17 protein-coding genes are annotated in these 22711 nt (G+C 55.3%); 8 read left to right on the forward strand and 9 right to left on the reverse strand.

Annotated features, from left to right (window positions below; translation table 11 throughout):
* Positions 1-2 precede the first annotated feature (2 nt).
* The 6 genes from fbpC to AC0LWE_RS14470 all read right to left on the reverse strand — a co-directional run bounded on the left by fbpC (position 3) and on the right by AC0LWE_RS14470 (position 7922).
* Complete coding sequence (fbpC, locus tag AC0LWE_RS14445; protein ID WP_131486673.1) at positions 3-1049, reverse strand: ferric ABC transporter ATP-binding protein; 1047 nt, start codon at positions 1047-1049, stop codon at positions 3-5.
* Between the two features lie 4 nt (positions 1050-1053).
* Positions 1054-3132: an ABC transporter permease gene (locus AC0LWE_RS14450; protein ID WP_059177839.1), complete on the reverse strand. Its 2079-nt coding sequence runs from the start codon at positions 3130-3132 to the stop codon at positions 1054-1056.
* A 188-nt stretch (positions 3133-3320) separates the two neighbouring features.
* Entirely contained in the window at positions 3321-4352 is a 1032-nt protein-coding gene (locus AC0LWE_RS14455) for an ABC transporter substrate-binding protein (protein WP_148400274.1), read from the reverse strand.
* A 12-nt stretch (positions 4353-4364) separates the two neighbouring features.
* Positions 4365-5693 carry an MFS transporter family glucose-6-phosphate receptor UhpC gene (gene uhpC, locus AC0LWE_RS14460; protein ID WP_279062060.1) on the reverse strand — a complete coding sequence of 443 codons (1329 nt, stop codon included), beginning with the start codon at positions 5691-5693 and terminating at the stop codon, positions 4365-4367.
* A 58-nt stretch (positions 5694-5751) separates the two neighbouring features.
* Positions 5752-7293 carry an MASE1 domain-containing sensor histidine kinase gene (locus AC0LWE_RS14465; protein WP_219346973.1) on the reverse strand — a complete coding sequence of 514 codons (1542 nt, stop codon included), beginning with the start codon at positions 7291-7293 and terminating at the stop codon, positions 5752-5754.
* Positions 7293-7922 carry a response regulator transcription factor gene (locus AC0LWE_RS14470; RefSeq protein ID WP_059177843.1) on the reverse strand — a complete coding sequence of 210 codons (630 nt, stop codon included), beginning with the start codon at positions 7920-7922 and terminating at the stop codon, positions 7293-7295. The genes AC0LWE_RS14465 and AC0LWE_RS14470 overlap by 1 nt, the downstream gene beginning before the upstream one ends.
* A 693-nt stretch (positions 7923-8615) precedes the next feature.
* Between AC0LWE_RS14470 and tauA the strand changes: the two genes are divergently transcribed.
* Genes tauA through tauD form a run of 4 tightly spaced genes read left to right on the forward strand, consistent with a single transcriptional unit; the run spans position 8616 to position 12027 of the window.
* Positions 8616-9578, forward strand: a complete 963-nt coding sequence (gene tauA, locus AC0LWE_RS14475; protein ID WP_219346972.1) for a taurine ABC transporter substrate-binding protein — start codon at positions 8616-8618, stop codon at positions 9576-9578.
* 9 nt (positions 9579-9587) lie between these two features.
* Positions 9588-10355 carry a taurine ABC transporter ATP-binding subunit gene (gene tauB / locus AC0LWE_RS14480; RefSeq protein ID WP_219346971.1) on the forward strand — a complete coding sequence of 256 codons (768 nt, stop codon included), beginning with the start codon at positions 9588-9590 and terminating at the stop codon, positions 10353-10355.
* Positions 10352-11179 carry a taurine ABC transporter permease TauC gene (gene tauC, locus AC0LWE_RS14485; RefSeq protein WP_219346970.1) on the forward strand — a complete coding sequence of 276 codons (828 nt, stop codon included), beginning with the start codon at positions 10352-10354 and terminating at the stop codon, positions 11177-11179. The genes tauB and tauC overlap by 4 nt, the downstream gene beginning before the upstream one ends.
* On the forward strand, positions 11176-12027 hold the full coding sequence (tauD, locus tag AC0LWE_RS14490; protein ID WP_202694305.1) for a taurine dioxygenase: 852 nt from the start codon (positions 11176-11178) through the stop codon (positions 12025-12027). The genes tauC and tauD overlap by 4 nt, the downstream gene beginning before the upstream one ends.
* A gap of 652 nt (positions 12028-12679) precedes the next feature.
* On the opposite strand, the gene olsF is transcribed toward tauD, so the two are convergent.
* Together olsF and hemB are read right to left on the reverse strand one after the other, a co-directional pair.
* Positions 12680-14425: a bifunctional ornithine lipid synthase OlsF gene (gene olsF / locus AC0LWE_RS14495; RefSeq protein ID WP_219346969.1), complete on the reverse strand. Its 1746-nt coding sequence runs from the start codon at positions 14423-14425 to the stop codon at positions 12680-12682.
* 119 nt (positions 14426-14544) lie between these two features.
* The gene (gene hemB, locus AC0LWE_RS14500) at positions 14545-15519 is read right to left on the reverse strand and encodes a porphobilinogen synthase (RefSeq protein ID WP_059177845.1); all 975 of its coding nucleotides are present in this window, start codon (positions 15517-15519) and stop codon (positions 14545-14547) included.
* A 467-nt stretch (positions 15520-15986) separates the two neighbouring features.
* On the opposite strand from hemB, the gene AC0LWE_RS14505 reads away from it, so the two are divergent.
* Both AC0LWE_RS14505 and AC0LWE_RS14510 read left to right on the forward strand, forming a co-directional pair.
* The gene (locus AC0LWE_RS14505; protein WP_219346968.1) at positions 15987-18761 is read left to right on the forward strand and encodes an autotransporter outer membrane beta-barrel domain-containing protein; all 2775 of its coding nucleotides are present in this window, start codon (positions 15987-15989) and stop codon (positions 18759-18761) included.
* 91 nt (positions 18762-18852) lie between these two features.
* Positions 18853-19479, forward strand: coding sequence for a helix-turn-helix domain-containing protein (locus AC0LWE_RS14510; RefSeq protein ID WP_174342448.1), 627 nt, complete (start codon positions 18853-18855; stop codon positions 19477-19479).
* Positions 19480-19483: 4 nt separating this feature from the next.
* Here the strand turns inward: AC0LWE_RS14510 and ampH are convergent, their stop codons facing one another.
* Positions 19484-20650 (reverse strand): D-alanyl-D-alanine-carboxypeptidase/endopeptidase AmpH, encoded by a 1167-nt coding sequence (gene ampH, locus AC0LWE_RS14515; RefSeq protein WP_410199991.1) that lies wholly within the window; start codon positions 20648-20650, stop codon positions 19484-19486.
* Positions 20651-20844: 194 nt separating this feature from the next.
* Here ampH and AC0LWE_RS14520 point away from each other — a divergent pair, with 194 nt between their 5' ends.
* Both AC0LWE_RS14520 and sbmA read left to right on the forward strand, forming a co-directional pair.
* Positions 20845-21378 carry an isochorismatase family protein gene (locus AC0LWE_RS14520; RefSeq protein WP_216981812.1) on the forward strand — a complete coding sequence of 178 codons (534 nt, stop codon included), beginning with the start codon at positions 20845-20847 and terminating at the stop codon, positions 21376-21378.
* A 99-nt stretch (positions 21379-21477) separates the two neighbouring features.
* Positions 21478-22698 carry a peptide antibiotic transporter SbmA gene (sbmA, locus tag AC0LWE_RS14525; protein ID WP_216981811.1) on the forward strand — a complete coding sequence of 407 codons (1221 nt, stop codon included), beginning with the start codon at positions 21478-21480 and terminating at the stop codon, positions 22696-22698.
* Positions 22699-22711 lie beyond the last annotated feature (13 nt).

Here is a 22711-nt window from a genome sequence, read left to right on the forward strand (position 1 = left end):
ACCTAGGCGGCATCCGCCAGCACAAACATTCCGTAGGGGTGGATTTCGAGGTAATAATTATCGCCTTCGTTCGGCTGTAGGCGCGTGGCGTTCACCTGCAACAAAATCTCCTGGCCGTGCCAGTTCACAATCACCTCATATTGCGGTCCCATATACGCCACATGGCGAATCACGCAGCGCTGGCTCTCTTCGCCGTGCTCGCTCAGGGTGATCGCTTCCGGGCGCACACCGACCGATCCCGCTCCCTCGCGGGCAAAATGCAGTGGGCGCGGCAGACGGTAGCCGTGGATCTCGACAAAATCCTCGCTAAAGCGTGCCGGGAACAGGTTGGCGTCGCCCATAAAGCTCGCCATAAAGCGCGATGCGGGCTGGCGATACAGATCCTGCGGCGAGCCAATCTGCATAATATTGCCTTTGTTCATCACCAGCACGGTGTCGGACACCGCAAACGCCTCGCTCTGATCGTGGGTCACGTACAGCGACGTGATGTTGAACTGCTTTTGTAGCTCGCGAATTTTGTCGCGCATGCTGCGCCTCAGGTTGGCGTCGAGGTTACTCAGCGGCTCATCGAACAGCAGCACTTTCGGTTTGAGGATCAGCGCACGCGCCAGCGCCACGCGCTGCTGCTGTCCGCCAGAGATCTGGTCGACGTAGCGGTCTTCAAAGCCGTCAAGATCCACCATCGCCAGCGCTTCTTTGACGCGGGTTTTCATTTCACTGCGCGATACGCCAAGCATTTTCAGGCCGTAGCCCACGTTCTCGCCCAGCGACATGTGCGGGAACAGGGCGTAAGACTGGAACACCATGCAGATATCACGCTGCTGAATGGAACGATGCGTGACGTCTTCGCCGTCGATTAAAATCTGCCCCTCGGTGGGTTTTTCAAGCCCCGCGACCAGACGCAGCACCGTGGTTTTGCCACAGCCCGACGGGCCGAGCAGCGTCACCATCTGCCCCTGCGGAATCGCAAGATTGATATTCTCGATAACGGTGTTGTTGCCAAAGCGCTTGGTGACATTGCGCAATTCAACGAAATGTTTTTGAGTCATAGTGTTACGCCTGGTTTTTGGCTTTTGAACGGGAGGTACGAGATTCACCGATCAGCCAGTCAAAGAGGAAAATGATCGCCAGCATGACCACAATCAGGATCGAGCCGTAGGCAATCGCCACGCCGTATTCGCCGTCTTCCACGCGGTTCAGAATGTAGGCTGTTGCCACGCGGGTATCCGGCGTGACGAGGAACACAATGGCGCTAACGGTGGTAATGGCGCGCACAAAGCTGTAAATCAGCGCCGACAAAATTGCCGGGCGCAGCAGCGGCAGCAGGATATGCGTGATGGTCCGGAAGCTCCCGGCGCGCAGGCTGAGCGACGCTTCATCCAGCGATTTATCGATCTGCCCGAGCCCCGCGATCCCGGCGCGAATGCCCACCGGCACGTTACGCATCACCATTGAGATAATCACAATCGCAGCCGTTCCCGTGAGGTAAACCGGCGCGCTGTTAAAGGCCAGAATGTACGACACGCCCGCCACGGTGCCTGGCACGGCAAAGCACAGCATGGTGGTGAACTCGATAGTCTTTTTGCCACGGAACTGCTGGCGCACGACCACCCAGGCGATCAACAGACCAAAGCCCGCGGTGATCGGTGCGGCGATCCCGGCGTACAGCAGCGTATCAAGCAGTGAAGGCCACGCGCCGTCGCTCATGCCCTGGCCGAACAGCTTGATAAAGTTATCCAGCGTCAGGGTGTAATCCACGCCCCAGTTCACCGTAAAGCTGCCGTAGAAAATGCTGCCGTAAAGCAGGGCGTTAAACGCGATCCAGACGGTTAACAGCGCCACCACGGCCCAGACCAGCGTCACCGGCAGCGGCTGCACGTCGCCACGGTAGGATTTGCCGGATACGGTTACGTAAGACCGCTTGCCGATCCACATGTACTGAATGCAGAACACCAGCAGCGAGAAGACCAGCAGGAACGCGCCGAGCGTACTGGCCGCCTGATAATCCAACTGCGACCCGGTGATGTAGAAGTAGATTTGCGTGGCGAGTACGTCGAAGTTGCCGCCCAGCACCAGCGGGTTACTGAAGTCGGCCAGCGACTGCACGATAACAATCAGGAAGGCGTTTGCCAGCGCGGGTTTCAGCAACGGCACAAACACGCCGTTAAAGGTCTGCCAGCGGCTGGCGCGCAGGGTATACGACGCCTCTTCCAGCGACGGATGAATCGTCTTGATGGCTCCGTCGAGGATCATGAACGCCATCGGCGTAAAGGCCAGCACCTGCGCCAGCCAGATACCGGTAAACCCATACAGCCAGTTAGTGTTGGTCAGGCCAAACCAGTCCACCATCAGCTCGGTAATGTAGCCGGAGCGGCCCATCATCAGCGTCACGCCCAGCCCCACCACGAACGGCGGGGTGACGATCGGCAGAATCGAGAAGATACGCCCAATAATGGCGCTGCGTCTGGCGATGCGGGTGGTGTAGATTGCCAGCACCAACCCAAAGAACGTACAGCCGATACCGACGGCAATCGACAGCACAATCGAGTTGATAATGACCTGAACGATATGCGCCTGCGACAGCACCGTCATAAAGGCCAGCGGCGCAAATTCGCCCGTATCGGTGGTGAACATCGGAATGAAAATGGCGATGCTCGGCCAGACGATAAAGATGCCGATCAGCGCCACGATGGTTATCAGGGAGGCAATCACAAAGCGGTCGCCGCCCAGCCACTCGAGTCGCGTGAGCGCCAGCGTCATGATCGCCCCAAGTGCGACGAACAGCACGATCGACGCGTAGCCTAACCCGCGTCCTTCGACCGTGGCGCTGATGACGATAAACGCCATGCACAGCAGCGCCCATCCCGCATCAATATAATGACGGCTAATCTGCTCGCGTTTCGCTTCACTAAACGGACGCACCAGCAGCAGGCTCGGCAGTAAATACCACAGCCAGCTAACGTTGAAATGTGACCAGCTGTAGGCGTCGAGGATCTCGTCGCGCGTCGACTCCAGCAGGCCGTAATCCAGGCTCCAGCTTGGCAGCAGGGCAAACGCCAGCCAGCCAAGCAAAACCCAAAGGAATACCGCATCCCGTTTCTTGGCGGGATGGAGAGCTAATGTGTGTGACATACGTTTTCCGAGTGTTGGAGGCCCGACGGGAAAATCCGCCGGGCGATATACCCGTCATACTTGAGTTGCAGAAGCGTTGGCTGCTCTCACGCACCCCAGTCACTGACTTGAGTCAGCTCCTGGATATTTGCTTGTTTGCCGCCTGCCTGCAACGCGAATTATTTTGGGTATAACTACGGTTTGCGGGCTTATTTACCCATCTTCACGTCGCTGACCCATTTGTTGATCAGTGCCTTGCGCACGTCCGTTGAGCCGTATTTATCCATGTCGTAACTGATCAATTTCAGGTCGTCGAGCTTCAGCGAGTTCGGGGAGGTTTCCGCCGTGGTGTTGGTCAGGATTTGGTAGGATTTGCCTTTCTTCCACGCCAGCTCCTGCGCCTCTTTCGACAGCACCCAATCCACAAACAGCTTCGCGTTTTCTTCGTTACGCGCGCCTTTCAGAATGCTGACGCCACCGATTTCATACCCGGTGCCTTCGCACGGCGAAATCAGCTCCAGCGGTGCGCCTTGTTCTTTTTCCAGCGAGTAATCGTGCAGGAAGCCAATCCCGATGGCGGTTTCACCGCGCGCGGCGTTACGCGCCGGGGCGATACCGGATTTGGTGTACTGCGACACGTTGCTGTTCAGCTGTTTCAGGTAATCGAACGCCTGATCTTCGCCCCACAGCTGCACGAAAGTCGCCAGTGCGGTATACGCCGTACCGGAGCTTTGCGGATCGGCTATCTGGATCTCGCCTTTGTATTCCGGCTTGGTCAGATCTTTCCAGCATTTGGGGACCGGCAGATTTTTCTCTTTCAGGCGCTGAGTGTTCACACCAAAGCCCAGAATGCCGACGTAGACAGCGGAAGAGAGGTTGCCTTTCACTTTGGCCGGATCGCGGAATTTCTCCATGATCTGCTCAAGATTTTTCGATTTGTACGGCTGCAACAGCCCCATTTCTCCGGCCTGCGATTGCGGGTCTAGCGTGCCGCCATACCAGACGTCAGCCTGCGGGTTTTTCTTCTCCGCATCGACTTTCGCCAGCGTGCTGCCGGAGCCGTTGCGGATAAACGAAGTTTTGACGTCGTACTTTTCGCCAAAGGCTTTCGTTTCGACTTCACACATTTCGTTGGTGGCGCTGCAATACACCACCAGACGGCCTTTAGCCTGCGCGGCACCCGTTAAGGTGGCCAGCGCGATCCCAGATGCAATGAGGGTAGAGAGGAGTGTTGTTTTCATTATTCAGCCTTTTTATGACGTTATGTGACTGCGAGAAGCGGTGATGCCCGACATCAGCAGCGGCATCAGCAATAAACCCATCAGTACGGCGGCAATCGAGAGCAAACTGAACATCCCCGACCAGCCGTAATGTTCGATAACCAGCGACAGCGGCCATCCCGCCAGCGCCGCCCCCAGATAGGCAAAGACGCCGAGAAAACCGGTAATCGAGCCTGCCGCCTGTTTGTGCCCGCATTCAACGGCGGCAAGGCCGATCAGCATCTGCGGGCCAAACACAAAAAATCCTACGGTAAAAAAGCACATCGCCAGCAGGGCATAGTGGTGAACCGGTGCCAGCCACAGCGCGGCGACGGAAACCATCAGCCCCAGCGTGAACAGCAAAATCATCGGCGCACGCTGGCCGCTAAACAGCAGGTCCGAACCCCATCCGGCGAACAGCGCGCCCAGTAAACCGCCCACTTCAAACAGCATCACCGTGGCGTTGGCGCTCAACAGATTTACGCCGTGGCTTTCTGACAGCCAGATATTGCCCCAGTCGTTCAGCGCAATACGGATCAGATACACCAGGACATACGACGCGCCGAGCAGCCAGATCATCGGATTTTGCAGCATCGTCGTGCGTAACATCTGCCACAGCCCCATCGGCGGGCTTTGCTGTTCCTGGCGCAACTCCAGCGGATCGTTGCGCCACTCCCCTACCGTCGGCAGACCCTCTTCCTGCGGTGTTCCCCGCAGCTGTGTGGTCAGCCAAATGCCGAGCACAATGCTGATGATCCCCGGTGTCAGCATCGCTGCCTGCCAGCCCCAAAGATGGGCGGCAAAGGCACATATCAATGGAATAATCGCACCACCAATATTGATGGAGGTATTCCAGCAGCCCCACCAGAAACCGCGCTCGTTGCGCGAATACCAGTGGGTGAGCAATCTGGCGCACGGCGGCCAGCCCCATCCCTGAAAGAAGCCGTTCAGCGTCCAGATAAACAGCAGCAGCGGGAACGAATCGCTTAACGTAAACAGCACGTTCAGCACGCCCGTTGCCAGCAGGCCGATGCCCATAAACGCCCGCTGCCCGTGGCTGTCGTGCCACAGACCGGCGGCAAATTTAGACAGCCCGTAGCTCAGATAAAACAGCGAACCGATCAGCCCGATATCGCTTTTACTCAGCCCCAAATCCATTTGCAGCGCGGGTAACACGTAATTCACGCTCTTGCGCGTCAGGTAAAACGCGGCGTAACCGATGGCCATGCACAACAGCAATCGTGGGCGTATCGCCCGATAGCGTTGCGTGATCTCTTCAGCAGACAGTGCGTGCATGGCGTTCTCCGTTTGAGATGACTGTATGAAAGCGTGATGAAAAAGGGATGAGAGAAAGTCTGGAGTGACTAAGACTTTTTCCTGGTTAGTGAAGTGTTTGTTGCAAAATTGTGGGCAGGTTAACAATTACGCGCGTGCCAGCGTGGGCGTTCAACGTGAATTCGCCGCCGAGGGCGTGGACGCGCTCGCGCATTCCCTGAATACCAAAGCCGGGAACATTTTCCGGACTGATACCCCCGCCGTTGTCCGCGACCTCCAGATGCAGCCGGTTTTCCTGCTGGCGAAGGACGATGGTCACTTCGCTGGCATCGGCGTGTTTACTGACGTTATTCAGCAATTCCTGTAGCAAGCGATACAGGGTGAACACCAGGGTTTCATTTTCCGGTGGCGAGGGCAGTTGATAGTCAAACCGACAGGTAATCCCGCGTTCGGCAAAGGCAAATTCGTTGACCAGATGATGCAGCGCCTCTTTGAGCGACAGTTCGTCGAGAACGGGCGGGCGTAACTGGCGCAGCAGCTGACGGGTCGAGTGATGAATCCGCCGCGCCAGTTCGTTGATCTGCCCGGCGGCTTCAACCGCCAGCGGGGTATCGGCGGCGCGCTTGACCAGCTGAGACTGAATTTGAATGGCCGTAATGTTCTGGCCGATTTCATCGTGCAGCTCGCGGGCCAGGTGCTTGCGGGTATCTTCTTCGGTGTGGATCAGCTTTTCGGTGAGCGCCCGCCGCGCCTGAAGTTCGGCCTCCAGTCGGCGGCGATAGTGATCGAGATTTCGTGCCAACTGCTGCTGACGACTGATGGCGATCCCCAGACCAATCCCGAGCAACGACTGGGTGGCGAGGAAAATCTCCAGCTCCATCAGATCGGTAAAACCGACGCCAACCTGACGCGCAATGGTGATCATCATGCTGCCCAGCAGTCCAGACAATACGCCGCCCTGCCAGCCAAACTTCCACGCCATCACGACGTTTGGCAGAAAAACGACGATCAGCAGCAGGCGCTCAAGGGCGGGGGAGAGCACCATTTGCGTGCCGATACCGATGATAAAAAACAGGCTGCACCAGATGATAAGCGAGGTGCGTAGCGGCGGATTACTGGTGTCCAGCCCGAGTAAATGGGAGCGATGCTGCTGGCGCAAAAACTCAAACACCAGATAGACAAACGGCGTGAGCAACACCCCGCCGGTGAAGGAGGCCAGCAGCAGAAGCGTGTTAGGGCTTTCCAGAAACGGTGACAGCAGTAACGTTTGCAGCAGCGCGTTGAACGTCACCGCCGCAATCAGCAGGGAAAGACGCTGCCAGTAGAGCGGAAAACGGTGCCAGTAGCGTTGCGTCAGCCAGGCGGCGACAGTCCCAATCAGCGGTACCACGAGCATCTCGTAGCGGGTCAGGAGCTGTTCGCTGTGCAGCCACCCGATGGCAACGAGAGTGGAGAGAATCAATGCCGGCCAGAAGCGGCGCGACAGCAAAATCAGCAGCGCCAGATAGACGCCCTGCGGCAGGAATAACGCGGCCTGTTGGCCGTTGTGCGTCAGATAAAAGCTGAGCGTCCACAGCATCAGCCAGCCGGTGCCCCAGGCCAGCATAATGAACAGTGAGAGGATAATGTGCCGCACGGATCGCCGCATCAGTGGCCCGTCAGCAGCTGATTGTCGAGCGCGAAATGCACCAGTTCGATGGTGCTGCTGCACTGCAATTTTCCCAGCACGTTGGCGCGATGCACATGCACCGTTTTGTGGCTCAGTTCGAGCGTATAGGCGATGGCTTTGACGCTTTCGCCTTTCACCAGCAGGTCGAATACTTCGCGCTCGCGTGGGGTTAGTACATCGAGCACTTTGGCGGCGGGCTGGCCGCCGCGCAGGGCTTTGACCGCATCGGCGCAGAGATAATGTCCGCCCATACCGACGGAGCGTACGGCCTGCACCAGCTCTTCCGGCCCGCAGCGCTTGGTGAGATACCCGCTGGCGCCAGCGTCGAGTGCGCTCTGCACAAACGCAGGCGTATCATAAATACTGAGAATGATTGCGCGAAAGCCGGGGCGCTGCTGTCGCAGGCGTTTTAGCAGACTGAGGCCATTTTCGTCGGGCATGGCGACATCCATCACCGCGACGTCGATATCGTTACGTGACAAGGCAGGCCACGCTTCGGCAGCGCTACCGTATTGGCCTTCGACGATCAGATCCTCTTCCAGATTTAACAGCTGAGCGAATCCAGATCGGACCACCACGTGGTCGTCCACCAGCACCACTTTGATCATCATTCATACCTTTGCTGAATAGTTTCTCTATGATGCCTGCCGCCGCCGGGCTGGCAATCGTGTGCGTACGGTTATGTAACGGATGTAACAGAATTGCAATATATAGAGTGTCCCGTGCTGGTTTTGCTATTCCATTCTTATGGTCGCAGGAAAAGTGTTGATGACACTGACGATAATTCAGCGATGACCTTTGGTCCGGCTGTAAATCGCCGAAGCGTTTCCGCAAGGCCGGGGCGAGGCGCATGGAAGCGCCGAGAGGGTGTGACCTGCATGGATGCAGGATCACGCCCGACCCGATAGCCTGCAGGAATAAGCTGAGGGCACCGCGTAGCGGCGATTTTCTTGCCGGTAGCCCGGGTTGCCAGGGTGGTGGCGATGAGCCACCCTGGCACGTTCACAGGTCAACGTGTCACAGTGAAGCAAGAAACCTAAGGTGAACGGAATGACCGCCAGAGCTATCTTTCCCCTCATCCCAACCTTCTCCCCCAGGGGAGAAGGAGCAGACTGTGCCGATGCTAAATGCTTCGGGCTGCGTTAGCTCAAACGAAGACGCATCCAGATTCCACAAAATTCACTATCCTTTGCCGCTTTTTTTCTAAAAACCTTTCGGCATTAACGATGCTTTTTTATTCCTTTATCAAAATTCTCACGCCGGAAATACTGCACCCATAACAAAAGAGGGGAGCAGACACCATGGCAATTGCATCGCGTATCACACTACTCGGCGCTCTGGCGCTGTGGGCATTTCAGGCGCAGGCAGTCGATGTGACCGTCGCGTATCAAACTTCCGCGGAACCGGCAAAAGTCGCACAGGCGGATGGTACGTTTGCGAAAGAGAGCGGCGCGAAAGTGGACTGGCGAAAGTTCGACAGCGGCGCAGCCATCGTGCGGGCTTTAGCGTCCGGCGACGTGCAGATCGGTAATCTCGGCTCCAGCCCGCTGGCGGTTGCGGCGAGCCAGCAGGTGCCCATTGAAGTATTTCTTCTGGCCTCGCAGCTCGGGAATTCCGAAGCGCTGGTGGTGAAGAAAGGGATCACCAAACCTGAAGATCTGATCGGCAAGCGTATCGCCGTGCCGTTTATCTCAACCACCCACTACAGCCTGCTGGCGGCGCTCAAGCATTGGGGTATCAAGCCGGGTCAGGTGGAGATCCTTAACCTGCAACCGCCCGCGATTATTGCTGCCTGGCAGCGCGGTGATATTGACGGGGCTTATGTCTGGGCACCGGCAGTGAACGCGCTGGAAAAAGACGGCACGGTGCTGACGGATTCCGCAAAAGTGGGGGAGTGGGGCGCACCAACGCTTGATGTTTGGGTGGTGCGTAAAGATTTTGCTGCGCAGCATCCTGAGGTGGTGAAAGCCTTTGCGAAAAGCGCCATCGACGCGCAACAGCCCTACATTGCCAATCCTGATGAATGGCTGAAACAACCGGCCAATCTGGAAAAACTCTCGCGCCTGAGCGGTGTACCTGAATCTGACGTGCCGGGTCTGGTCAAGGGCAATACCTATATGACGCCAGCGCAGCAGGTGCAGCAGCTTTCTGGCCCGGTGAATAAAGCGATTATCGACACCGCCGGATTCCTGAAAGAGCAGGGCAAAGTGCCTGCGGTGGCGGCGGATTACAGCCAGTTCGTGACCGATCGCTTTGTGAAATAAGGGGGCGAGATGCTGAATATTACAAACCTGTCCGCCAGCTACGGCGGGAAACCCGCGCTGGAAGAGATCAATCTGACGCTGGAGAGCGGTGAACTGCTGGTGGTGCTGGGGCCGTCCGGCTGCGGCAAAACCACGCTGCTGAATCTGATCGCCGGGTTTGTACCTTATCAGCACGGTTCGATCCAGCTTGAGGGTAAAAAGGTGGAAGGCCCAGGGGCGGATCGTGGAGTGGTCTTTCAGAACGAAGGGCTGCTGCCCTGGCGCAACGTGCAGGAGAACGTGGCGTTTGGTCTGCAACTGGCGGGAACGGAACGGACACAACGACTGGAACGGGCGCGTCAGATGCTAAAAAAGGTAGGGCTTGAAGGGGCAGAAAAACGTTTTATCTGGCAGCTTTCCGGCGGTCAGCGTCAGCGCGTGGGGATTGCTCGGGCGCTGGCGGCCAATCCACAGCTGTTGCTGCTGGACGAACCTTTTGGCGCGCTGGATGCCTTCACTCGCGAGCAGATGCAAACCCTGCTGCTGCGTCTGTGGCACGACACCGGCAAGCAGGTGTTGCTGATTACCCATGATATTGAAGAAGCGGTGTTTATGGCGACCGAGCTGGTGCTGTTATCGCCGGGGCCGGGGCGCGTACTGGAACGTTTGCCGCTCGACTACGCGCGTCGCTATGTCGCGGGAGAACCGGTGCGCAGCATCAAGTCCGATCCCCAGTTTATTGCCCAGCGCGAATATGTGCTGAGCCGCGTGTTTGAGCAGCGGGAGGCCTTCTCATGAGCATCGTGTTTAGCGAAAAACGCGCGCGAAAACGCCTCACCTTTCGTTGGCCGTTTTCCCGTCAAATCACCTTAAGCACCGTCACATTGCTGGTGCTGTTAGCGATTTGGTGGGCAGTGGCCGCGAAGCAGTGGGTGAGCCCGCTATTCTTGCCACCGCCGGGACAGGTGCTGGCGAAACTTATCACCATCGCCGGTCCGCAGGGCTTTATGGATGCGACGCTCTGGCAGCATCTGGCGGCGAGTCTGGGTCGTATTCTGGTGGCGCTGTTGGCGGCGGTGGTTTTAGGGATCCCGGTGGGGATCGCGATGGGGTTAAGCCCAACGGTGCGCGGCATTCTCGACCCGCTGATTGAGCTGTATCGTCCGGTGCCGCCGCTGGCCTATTTGCCGCTGATGGTGATTTGGTTTGGCATCGGCGAAACGTCAAAGATCCTGCTGATCTATCTGGCGATTTTTGCCCCTGTCGCGATGTCGGCGGTCGCGGGGGTAAAAAGCGCGCAACAGGTGCGTTTGCGCGCGGCGCAGTCGCTGGGGGCAAGTCGCGCTCAGGTGCTGTGGTTCGTGATTTTACCCGGCGCGTTGCCGGAAATATTAACCGGTTTGCGCATTGGTTTGGGCGTGGGTTGGTCGACCCTTGTAGCGGCGGAGCTTATCGCTGCGACGCGCGGGCTTGGATTTATGGTGCAGTCGGCGGGCGAGTTTTTGGCAACCGACGTGGTGCTGGCTGGGATCATGGTGATCGCCGTGATTGCCTTTGGTTTAGAACTGGGGCTGCGCGCGCTACAGCGCCGTCTGACGCCCTGGCATGGAGAAATACAATGAGTGAACGTCTGACCATTACCCCGCTGGGACCGAATATTGGTGCGCAAATTTCGGGTCTCGACGTGGCTCGCCCGCTGAGCGATAACCAGTTCGAGCAGCTGTATCACGCGGTATTGCGCCATCAGGTGGTGTTTCTGCGTGAGCAGGCGGTGACGGCCCAGCAGCAGCGCGCGCTGGCGTTACGTTTTGGCGATCTGCACATTCACCCGGTGTATCCGCATGCGGAAGGGGTGGAAGAAATTATCGTGCTGGATACCCACAACGATAATCCACCGGATAATGACAACTGGCACACCGACGTGACGTTTATCGAGACGCCGCCCGCAGGGGCAATTCTGGCGGCAAAACAGCTGCCAGAAACCGGGGGCGATACCTTATGGACCAGTGGAATTGCGGCATATCAGGCACTTTCAGAACCGTTTAAGCAGTTACTGAGTGGCCTGAGTGCGGAGCACGATTTCAGGAAATCGTTTCAGGAATACAAATACCGTAAAACGGAAGAAGAGCATCAGCGCTGGCTGGACGCGGTAGCGAAACATCCACCGGTGCTGCATCCGGTGATCCGCACGCATCCCGTGACGGGTAAGCAGGCGCTGTTTGTGAACGAAGGATTCACAACGCGCATTGTGGATGTGAACGAGAAAGAGAGTGAAACGCTCTTATCGTTCCTGTTTGCGCACATAACCAAACCAGAGTTCCAGGTACGCTGGCGCTGGCAACAACACGATCTGGCGATCTGGGATAACCGCGTGACGCAGCACTATGCCAACGCCGATTATCTGCCGCAGCGCAGGATTATGGAGCGCGCCACGATTTTGGGTGATAAGCCGTTTTATCGGGCGGGATGAAGGGGATATGCGAATCTGTAGGTTGTTCCGTTCACTTCATGTTCCCCGTCTTTCTTTGGCTACGGAACGTGTGAACGTGCCAGGGCGGCTCAATCGCCACTGCCCTGGCGACCCGGGCTCCCGGCAAGAAAATCGTCGCTTTGCGATTCCTTCGTCTTTTTCTTACGGCTTTTCGGGGACGGGCGCAGGTAACGTCCCTGTAAATGCGCCCTCGCCGCGCATCCATGCGCGTCACCCCTGCTTCAGAAAACGACTCAGCGATTTACAGCCGGACCAAGGGCCGCGCTTCAGTCCCGAAATTCTAATGGGCAAATTCTGTGCTGATAAACAAAACATTAGATATGACGAATGCTGGTTCAGGTATGCAGATGGACTGAGTGTGTAAGATGAACGGAACGAACCATCGAGCCGCCTGTTCCCCCTCACCCAGCCCTCTCCCCAATGGAGAGGGAGAAAAGCAGAGCCGCCTGTTACCCTTCATCCAAGCCTCTCCCCAATGGAGAGGGAGAAAAGCAGAGCCGCCTGTTCCCCCTCACCCAAGCCTCTCCCCAATGGAAAGGTAGAAAAGCAGATCCGCCTGTTCCCCTTCACCCCAGCCCTCTCCCCAATGGAGAGGGAGAAAAGCAGAGCCCCCCCTCACCCAAGCCTCTCCCTAGTGGAGAGGGAGAGAATCCTGACACTGCGTCGCCTGATGCCCCTCAGAGTGCACCCCAATATACCGCTGATAGCGATTCGCCTTGAGATAACACAAATCCACCAGCACCAACCCATCCACGCAGTTGTTGAACGCCGGATCGCTGCCGAAATCGATAAACTGCACGCCGCCCGGTTCGCACAGCTCGGAATACTGTTTGTAGAGCGGTGGAATGCCGCAGCCCAGATTGCCGAGCAGGGATTTCAGCTTTGTCAGATCATCGACATACGCTTTACCCTCAAACTGGGCCAGCACGTCGGGCAAGGACGCCGGATACGGCTGGCGCGACACGGCTAACGGATGGTTCGCCGGAAACCACAGACGGTAAAACGCCACCAGCAGATCGCGTGCGGCGGGGGGGAGTCCGCCTGAAATCGAAACCGGGCCGAACAGGTAGCGATACTGCGGATAGCGCGCCAGATAGGCGCCAATCCCTGACCACAAATAATCCAGGCCACGGCGGCCCCAGTAGCGCGGCTGGATAAAGCTGCGGCCAAGCTCGATGCCGTGTTCCAGTATGTCTTCCATTTTGTCGTCATACTGGAACAAGCTGAAACTGTATAACCCGCCCAGCCCTTGGTTTTCGACCTGTTTTGCCGTGGGCATAAAACGATACGCACCGACGATTTCCAGATCGTCGTCGTCCCACAGAATCAGATGCAGATAATCGTCGTCATAGCTGTCGGTGTCCCGACGCTTTCCGCTGCCTTCGTCCACGGCGCGGAAGGCAATTTCGCGCAACCGTCCCAGCTCGCGCAAAATCGGGGCGTCTTCCTGCCCGTTGCGTTGCCACAGATAAATCGATTTGCCGTCGCTGGTGGTGCCGAGACATTCAGCCAGCGCCAGTTCGCGTTTCAGCGTTGCACGGTCTTCCGGTCGTGCAATCGCGCACTGCGTTTTGAAGGTTCCCGGCAGTCCCTTGCCAAGACGCATCACATGCTGGCGGCACTGCTCGGCCATTTCACGCGGTGAAAGCGTGGCGCTGAACCAGTGGCTCCAGGCAATCTGCTGCCCGATTTTGATCGGCAATCGACTGTGCTGACGGCGGAACATTTGCTGCATAAGCAGCAGCATCGACAGCGTAGGTGAGACCAGAGTGCTGGCGTAAAACAGCAGGCTGTTGTGCGCCTGAATGTGCATGGGCAGCAGCGGCACGCGCAGTTTGTTCGCCAGTTTGATAAAGCCCGAGTGCCATTTTTTGTCGCGAATACCTGTGCGCGTGGGGCGCGAGACTTCGCCAGCCGGGAAGAAAATCAGTACCCCCGCGTTTTGCAGGTGCTGTTCCATGTGCATCAGCGAGGATTTGGCTGTTTTTCCGCCCATATTATCCACCGGGATAAACAGCGAACTCAGCGGTTCGAGGTGTGATAACAGACGATTGGTCACGACTTTGACATCGCGGCGAACGCGCGATGCGGCGTACATCAGCGCCAGGCCATCCAGCGTGCCGGTGGGGTGGTTAGCGATAATAACCAGCGGGCCATGTTCAGGGATTTGTTCGAGGTCGTGAGCGGGAATAGTGCAGATAATATCGAGGTGTTCAAGAACCTGTTCCACCATATCCAGCCCTTTCAGGTGGCGGTGTGTTGCGGCGAACTGCTGGAACTCTTCTTCGTGGAATAACCGTTTTAACAGACTTTTTTGCCAGGGTGCGGGCCTCGCCTGAGGCCAAAGATCATCAAGAACGCTATCGAGACTAAACATGATGGTTTCTCCTACCGTCTTGCCGAGACAGTAGAAGCGCGAGATGTCGTTTGTATTGCAGTTGGGTGAAGTTTTGTGAGGGGGGATTCCCCTCTCCGTTCAGAAGAGGGGAGCGAGCGTTAACGCAGGATTTTTTTCTCGGCCAGATCGAGTGCGAAGTAGCTGAAGATCAGATCGGCGCCCGCGCGTTTAATGGCGCCAAGGCTTTCCAGAACGACTTTCTCTTCGTCAATTGCCCCTGCCAGTGCGGCGAATTTGATCATCGCGTACTCACCGCTCACCTGGTATGCGCCCAGCGGCAAAGTGGTGCGCTCGCGGATGTCACGCAGAATGTCCAGATACGCACCTGCCGGTTTGACCATCAGGCAATCTGCACCTTGCGCTTCGTCGAGCAGGGATTCGCGGATTGCCTCGCGGCGGTTAAGCGGGTTCATCTGATAGGTTTTACGATCGCCCTTCAGCGACGTGCCCGCGGCTTCACGGAACGGGCCGTAGAAGGAGGAGGCGAATTTGGTGGAGTAGGACATGATGGCGGTGTCGGTGAAACCCGCAGCGTCCAGCGCCTGACGAATTGCCTGAACCTGACCATCCATCGCTGCGGATGGTGCGATAAAATCAGCCCCGGCAGCCGCAGCCACGACGGCCTGTTTGCCCAGGTTCAGCAGCGTTGCATCGTTATCGACGCCGTGATCGCACAATACGCCGCAGTGACCGTGCGAGGTGTACTCGCAGAAGCAGGTATCGGACATGACGATCATTTCCGGAACGGTCTCTTTGCAGATGCGTGACATGCGCGCGACCAGACCCTTTTCTTTCATCGCATCGCTGCCGGTGGCGTCGGTGTGGTGAGAGATGCCAAACGTCATCACCGAGCGGATGCCTGCGTTGGCAATGCGTTCGATCTCACGCGCCAGATGCTTTTCGGGGATGCGCATTACGCCTGGCATAGCGTCGATGGCTTTGTAGTCATCGATCTCTTCTTCGACGAAAATCGGCAACACCAGATCGTTTAAGCTCAGTGTTGTCTCTTCAAACATAGCGCGCAACGCAGGGGATTGGCGTAGGCGACGGGGACGTGCAATTAAATCGGTCATGATATGCCTGATGTCTGGAGAACAATGCGGGATAGTGTACTCGAAATCCCTGCAGGCTGTTTTACGAAAGTGGTTCTTATGAAGGCAAGAAGGGGGGAGCCCTGTACCCTGGAATGTCGTTAAAACGTGCAAAGGCATTATCGCGCGTGATTTTACATCGGTCCAAGGTTACGGACATCTATTCATATTATTTCTCAAAATCCGTGGTTGTATTTTCTAGGTATATATGGTCTGCTGATATTTTCTGAAATAATATAGTTCTGATGTAATTTATTGTGTTTATAGCGTTTTCTCGTTTTACTCCTCCCTTGTTTTTATTTTTTATGATTATTGTCTGGATACGGACTTAATTGAATCATTCATTGAACCTTTTTCAATTCAGACTGCATAATTCCCTTCGCAATATATTATGTCGCATTTATGTTTTGACGGAAAAACTGCTTACGTCCCTGAGGAGGGATGACTCAATGCAAACATGGAAAAAGAAACTCGCGGTATCTCAAATTGCATTAGCCTGCACATTGGCTATCGCTTCTCAGGCTAATGCTAAAGATATCTCTAACAGCACTTACGATACTTTCGGGTATGACAATACCGTGACTACCCCCTGGTATGATGGGTACGCTGACTGGGATAGCTCTGATGCTACACATGACAGTGATATCTATCCCGTTATCAATAATTCCACGGTGAATGGCGTTATTTCCAGCTACTATCTTGACGATGGAATTAATGGCCGTGCGAATGCGCTGAGCATTTCGAATAGCACAATCAATGGAATGATTACCTCTAAATGCATGACCACCTCTTGCGATAATGGCGTTAACCCAGACGGTACAACGCATACGCAATATGATCGTTTTAGCCTGACTGTCGATAATACGACGATTAATGATGCCTATGAGCATTATGCTTATGACGTTATTGATGGCGATAATACCGAAACGCATTATCAGGATACTTACGTGCTCGGTAATGCGATTACTCTTGATGTCGAGTCCGATATTGTTATTCAAAATAACTCGCACGTTGCCGGTATTACGTTAACGCAGGGTTATCAGGAGCTGGATAATACGCCTTATGATGGCACTGAGGGCGTCGCAAATAGCAGTAACATCTTTACCGATACGCTGGTAGTCAAAGATTCAGTGTTAACCTCTGGTGCTTACAGCGATTTGGGGACGAGCGGTTTTTACGGTCAAAGCGCGAAGCCAAGTGATTACGGCGAAACCAATGCCACGGCTGCGGATGACGCGGCATTAATTGTGGCGTCGAGCGACGTAGATAACGCGATGCAGACGACGGCAACGTTCGATCACTCTACCGTGACGGGGGATATTCTTTTCTCGAGCACGTTTGATAACAACTTCTTTGAGAACGGCGATCCGGCGACTGACACCACCGACGATGGTATCTATAACCCGACGACCAACGGTTGGGACGACACCGATAAACTGGATGTCACCTTGACTAACGGCAGCAAATGGGTGGGCGCAGCGCAGTCGAGCGTTGAGGCTATCAGCCCCGCGCAGATGTATGGCCTGGGCTACAGCGACGCTGACTGGACCACGCTTTCACCTAACAGCATCTGGCCGGATTCCACGTTCAACAGCGACGGTCACGTCTCTGGCGAAGAGGTGTATCAGAGCGGCTTGTTCAACGTGACGCTGGATAACGGTTCCGAGTGGGACACGCGTAAAACCTCTAACATTGATAAGCTGACGGTGAATAATCACTCGCAGGTCAACGTGGAAAATTCGGGTCTTCTCGCGGACAGCATCACAATGACCAACGGCTCGTCGCTGAATATTGGTGACAGTGGAGCCGTTGCCACGGATAGCCTTTATCTGGACAGCTATAGCCTGACCACGCTGACGGAAGAAACGGCGCAGCTCTATGCCAATACCATCACCGTGGATAACGGTGCGGAACTGGCACTGGGTCTGGGCCAGGTTGACACGCACAGCATGGTGTTGACCGACGGCGGCGTGTTGAACATCGCCAGTCGCGATGAGGTGTTGAATTCCGATCTGAACAATGCGCGTTATGTTACCAACGATACGAGCAAAGCGGATTACGACTATGGTGTTGTGGCGCTCAACTCTGATGGTCATTTGGCGGTGAACGGTGACGTCGCGGGCAACTATAAAGTGCGTATCGATAATGCGACAGGTGCGGGTTCTGTCGCTGATTACAAGAATGCCGAAATCATCCGTGTGTATGACAACAACACGGATACTCAGGCGAGCTTTACGGCGGCAAATACAGCCGATTTAGGCGCATATACGTACAAGGCGCAGCAGAAGGGCGATACCGTTGTTCTTCATCAGGAAGCGCTGACCGACTACGCAAATATGGCGTTGAGCATCCCCTCCGCAAACACCAATATCTGGAATCTGCAGCAGGACACAGTGGGCTCGCGTCTGACCAACAGTCGTCACGGTTTGGCGGATAACGGTGGTGCGTGGGTGAGCTACTTCGGTGGCAGTTTCAACGGTGATAACGGCACTCTCAGCTACGATCAGGACGTCAGCGGTATTATGGTCGGTCTGGATACGCAGATTGATGGCAATAATGCTAAATGGATTGTCGGGGGTGCGGCAGGCTTTGCAAAAGGCGATATGAGCCAGGGGTCTGGTCAGGTTGATCAGGATAGCCAGACGGCGATGATCTATTCCTCTGCACATTTTGCTAACAATATCTTTATTGATAGCTCCCTGAGCTACTCTCGCTTTAACAACGATCTTACTGCCACGATGAGCAACGACCAGTACGTGGACGGCAACACCACCACGGATGCCTGGGGCTTTGGTCTGAAGCTCGGCTACGACTGGAAACCCAACGCGTCAGGCTACATTACGCCGTATGCGGCAGTGTCGGGTCTGTTCCAGTCAGGCGATGACTATCAGTTAAGTAACAATATGCAAGTAGACGGCCAGTCTTACGACAGTATGCGTTATGAAGCGGGTCTTGATGCGGGCTACACCTTTAATTACGGTAGCGAGCAGGCATTAACACCGTACTTCACTCTGGCATATGTCTATGACGATGCGGGTAACGATGCGGATGTTAACGGGGACAACATAGACAACGGGGTGAAAGGTTCCGCCGTACGTGTGGGTCTGGGCACACAGTTTAGCTTCACGAAAAACTTTAGCACCTATACCGGTGCAAACTACCTGGGTGGCGGCGATGTTGACCAAAACTGGGGCGCAAATCTGGGTGTGAAATACGCCTGGTAATGCCAATAAGCGGGGGAGGTTCATCCCCGCTTTTTTTATAACTCGATAATAATGAAACAGAACCGATAAGTATGGATGCCTTGAGGTCTGCATGAATCCCCACGCGAAACCCCTTTCCGAATTTAAGCGGCTTGAACAGTGTCTGAAAGCCGAAAGCACTCCTTTCAGCGTTTCTCCTCAGCAAATTCTTGGTGATGGCTTTTATGACGACGATCATCACACCTGGTTTTTACAGACGGGTGTCGTGGCAGTCCATCGAAAAACTGACGATTTACTTGTTGGAATCGTGAAGGCGCCTTTCATTTTCGGCCTGACGGCTGGCATGGTAAAAAACCGTCAGGAATATACGTTGGTTGCACAATCGCCCTGCACAGGCTTTTATCTGCCAGCAATCACCACGCATCATTGTCTCCAGCAATTTCATCTTTGGCGGGATGCATTTGGCTGGCTGTCATGGATTAACCTAATGATGGAAAAGCGGGACATGAACCTGGTGGGAAATAACTCCTACAGCCAGATCAGGTCAGTGTTGCTGGTGATGGCAGAGTGGGATGAAACGCTGCGCTCAAAAATAGGCGTGATGCATCATATTCAGCAAAGTACAGGTATTTCGCGTTCGGTTGTTGCGGAGGTGCTGGCCGCGTTGCGTAAGGGAAATTATATCAATATGAATCGGGGCAAACTGGTCAGTATTCACCGTTTGCCCGCGGAGTATTAAACGATCAGGAGGCCGGGATCACTTTCGCCTTATTCTCGCTCAATTCGGCGACCAAATTATTAATCCCGTCGCTCATATTGGTGAAGCGGGTATTCGGCGATCGGGTCACGACCACGAAGGCCCCAACATTGGACTGCGGGATCATCGCCATGTAGGTAATGAATCCGCCGCCGCCACCCGTTTTCTGAATAATGCCCGGGCGGCCATCTTTCGGTGCCATATACACCCAGCCCAGACCAAGCGCATCGGCTTTACCCGGCACGTCCATGCCAATAACTCGGGTGAGCTGGTTGCGTTTGTAGATGAGCGTCTGCATGCGGTCAGCCTGATTGCTGCGTGCATGGAAATCAGACGACAGGAACTGCTGCATCCAGCGCATCATATCGCCTGGCGTGGAGTAAACGCCGCCGCTGCCGACGGCCGCGAGGGTGTTATTACACGGACTGGCCCCTTTTTCGGCCACCATCAGGCGTTTGCACTGATCCGGTGACGGCGTAAAGGTGGTGTCTTTCATGCCCAGCGGACGGGTGATGTTGTCTTCAAACAGCTGCGGATACGGCTTGCCGGATGCCGTGGCTAACGCATCGGCGAGCAAATCAAATGCCAGGTTTGAATAGGCCGCCTGTGCGCCCGGCGCTGTTTTCAGCGTCGCTGTCGTCAGGTAGTTCCAGCGCTGTTCGCGCGTGGGCCAGACGAAAACAGGACGATGCGCGGCACCGCCTGGCTGTTCACGCGGCAGCGCGCTGGTATGCGTTGCCAGATTCACCAGTGAAATGGGGGTGCCATGATACGTCGGGACGCGGTAACCCGGCGGTGCGTATTTGCTTAATGGATCGTTGAGTTTCACCACGCCTTGATCGAGCAGTTTCACCAGCATTTCGCTGGTCATCAGCTTCGTCAACGATGCAATGCGGATCACGGAATCCAACTGCGGATGAACATTGTTGCCCGGGCGCGTTTCGCCAAAACTACGGAAAACGCGCTGATTACCGTCAATCACGACCATTGCCATGCCGGTGGCACCGCTGCCGTAATAAATCAGATTGGCGTAACGATCCGCAATATCGGAGGCGAAAACGGGGGCCGTGATCGGCTGAGCAGCCTGAACTGTGGAGAGGCTTACCGCACACAGCGCGGCAATGGAAAACAGACAACGTTTCAACGAAAGCATCCATGAAGTGAATGAACAAAGTAATGCGTATTTATACTACTAAACGGCACGGCGCAATGGGCCGAATAGCATAACGATAGTGGGAAAAACGTAACCACGAGTAAATAAGAACATTTTCGTTGCACGCTTTCTCCAATTTTGTGACATCAGGCTTATGATAAGCGTAGGTGTAGTTCAATTTGCGGAGAAGGTTGATGGGTGAAAAGCGTGTGGTGATGGTTGTCGATATGCAGCAAGGGGTTTTCGAAACGCCCCGTATTCAACGCGAAGCATGCGTATCGCGGATTAACCAACTTGTTGAGGCCGCCGACACGGTAATTTTTATCCAGCATACCGAATCGGGTGGGCTGGAAGAGGGGAGCGAAGGGTTTGCGCTGTTGCCGGAAATCTATCAGCCGTCAGGCGCGTTTTATGTGACTAAAACGGCCTGTGATGCGTTTTACCACACGACGCTTGAGGCCCTGCTGCGCGAACAAGACGTCACGCATTTTGTGATATGCGGGTGCGCAACCGACTATTGTGTGGATACCACGCTTAAAAATGGCGTCAGCCGGGGATATCACATCACCGTCGCGGAGGATGCTCATACCACGGCTAATCGCCCGGCCGCGCAGGCACACATCCTGATTCAGCACTATAACGATGTCTGGCGTACGTTGACTGCACCGCACAACCCTCCTGCAGTGAAATCCACAGAAACAATTCTGGACCACTGGAAAGCGAACTAACCCCTAAAGCCCTGGTCTATTTTTTGCACGAGCCGGTGAGCGGCTCGTGAGAGTCATGTGTCGTGCATAGCAATGAGATAACAACAAGAAGGAAACACTATGTTTAAATCTTTTTTCCCAAAGCCGGGACCGTTTTTCCTCTCGGCATTTATTTGGGCACTGATCGCGGTCATTTTCTGGCAGGCGGGCGGTGGAGCATGGCTTGAGCGCCTGGTCGGGGCGACAGGCGATGTCCCTATCAGCGCCGCGCGTTTTTGGTCGCGGAGCTATTTGCTGTTTTATGCCTATTACGCCCTGTGCGTCGGTCTGTTCGCCCTGTTCTGGTTTACGTATTCCCCGCATCGCTGGCAATACTGGTCAATACTGGGGACCGCGCTCATCATCTTCGTCACCTGGTTTTTGGTGGAAGTGGGCGTGGCCGTCAACGCCTGGTATGCTCCGTTTTATGACCTGATCCAAACGGCGCTCAGTTCACCGCACAAGGTTACGATTAACCGGTTCTATCAAGAAATTGGTATTTTCCTGGGGATTGCGCTTATTGCGGTATTCGTTGGGGTGATGAATAACTTCTTTGTGAGCCACTACGTGTTCCGCTGGCGTACCGCGATGAACGAACACTATATGGCGCATTGGCAGCAGCTGCGTCATATCGAAGGTGCGGCGCAGCGTGTGCAGGAAGACACCATGCGTTTTGCTTCGACGTTGGAAGATATGGGCGTGAGCTTTATTAACGCCATTATGACGCTCATCGCCTTCCTGCCGGTACTGGTGGCACTCTCCGTCCATGTTCAGGAACTGCCGATTGTCGGCCATCTGCCTTATGGCCTGGTGATTGCGGCAATTGTCTGGTCGCTGATGGGAACCGGTTTGCTGGCGGTCGTTGGGATCAAACTGCCGGGGCTGGAATTTAAAAATCAGCGCGTGGAAGCGGCTTATCGTAAAGAGCTGGTGTACGGCGAAGACGACGCCAATCGCGCCTCGCCGCCGACGGTGCGTGAGCTGTTTGGCGCGGTGCGCCGCAACTATTTCCGTCTCTATTTCCACTACATGTACTTCAACATCGCGCGTATTTTATATCTGCAGGTCGATAACGTTTTCGGTTTGTTCCTGCTGTTTCCGTCGATTGTAGCAGGTACGATTACGCTCGGTCTGATGACGCAGATAACTAACGTTTTCAGTCAGGTTCGTGGTTCATTCCAGTATCTCATCGCATCATGGACTACGCTTGTCGAGCTGATGTCTATCTATAAGCGTTTACGCAGTTTTGAGCGCGAACTGGATGGCCAGGATCTACAGGAAGTCACTCATACATTAGGTTAAGACAGGGAATCGC

The sequence above is a fragment of the Lelliottia sp. RD5 genome, assembly GCF_056032945.1.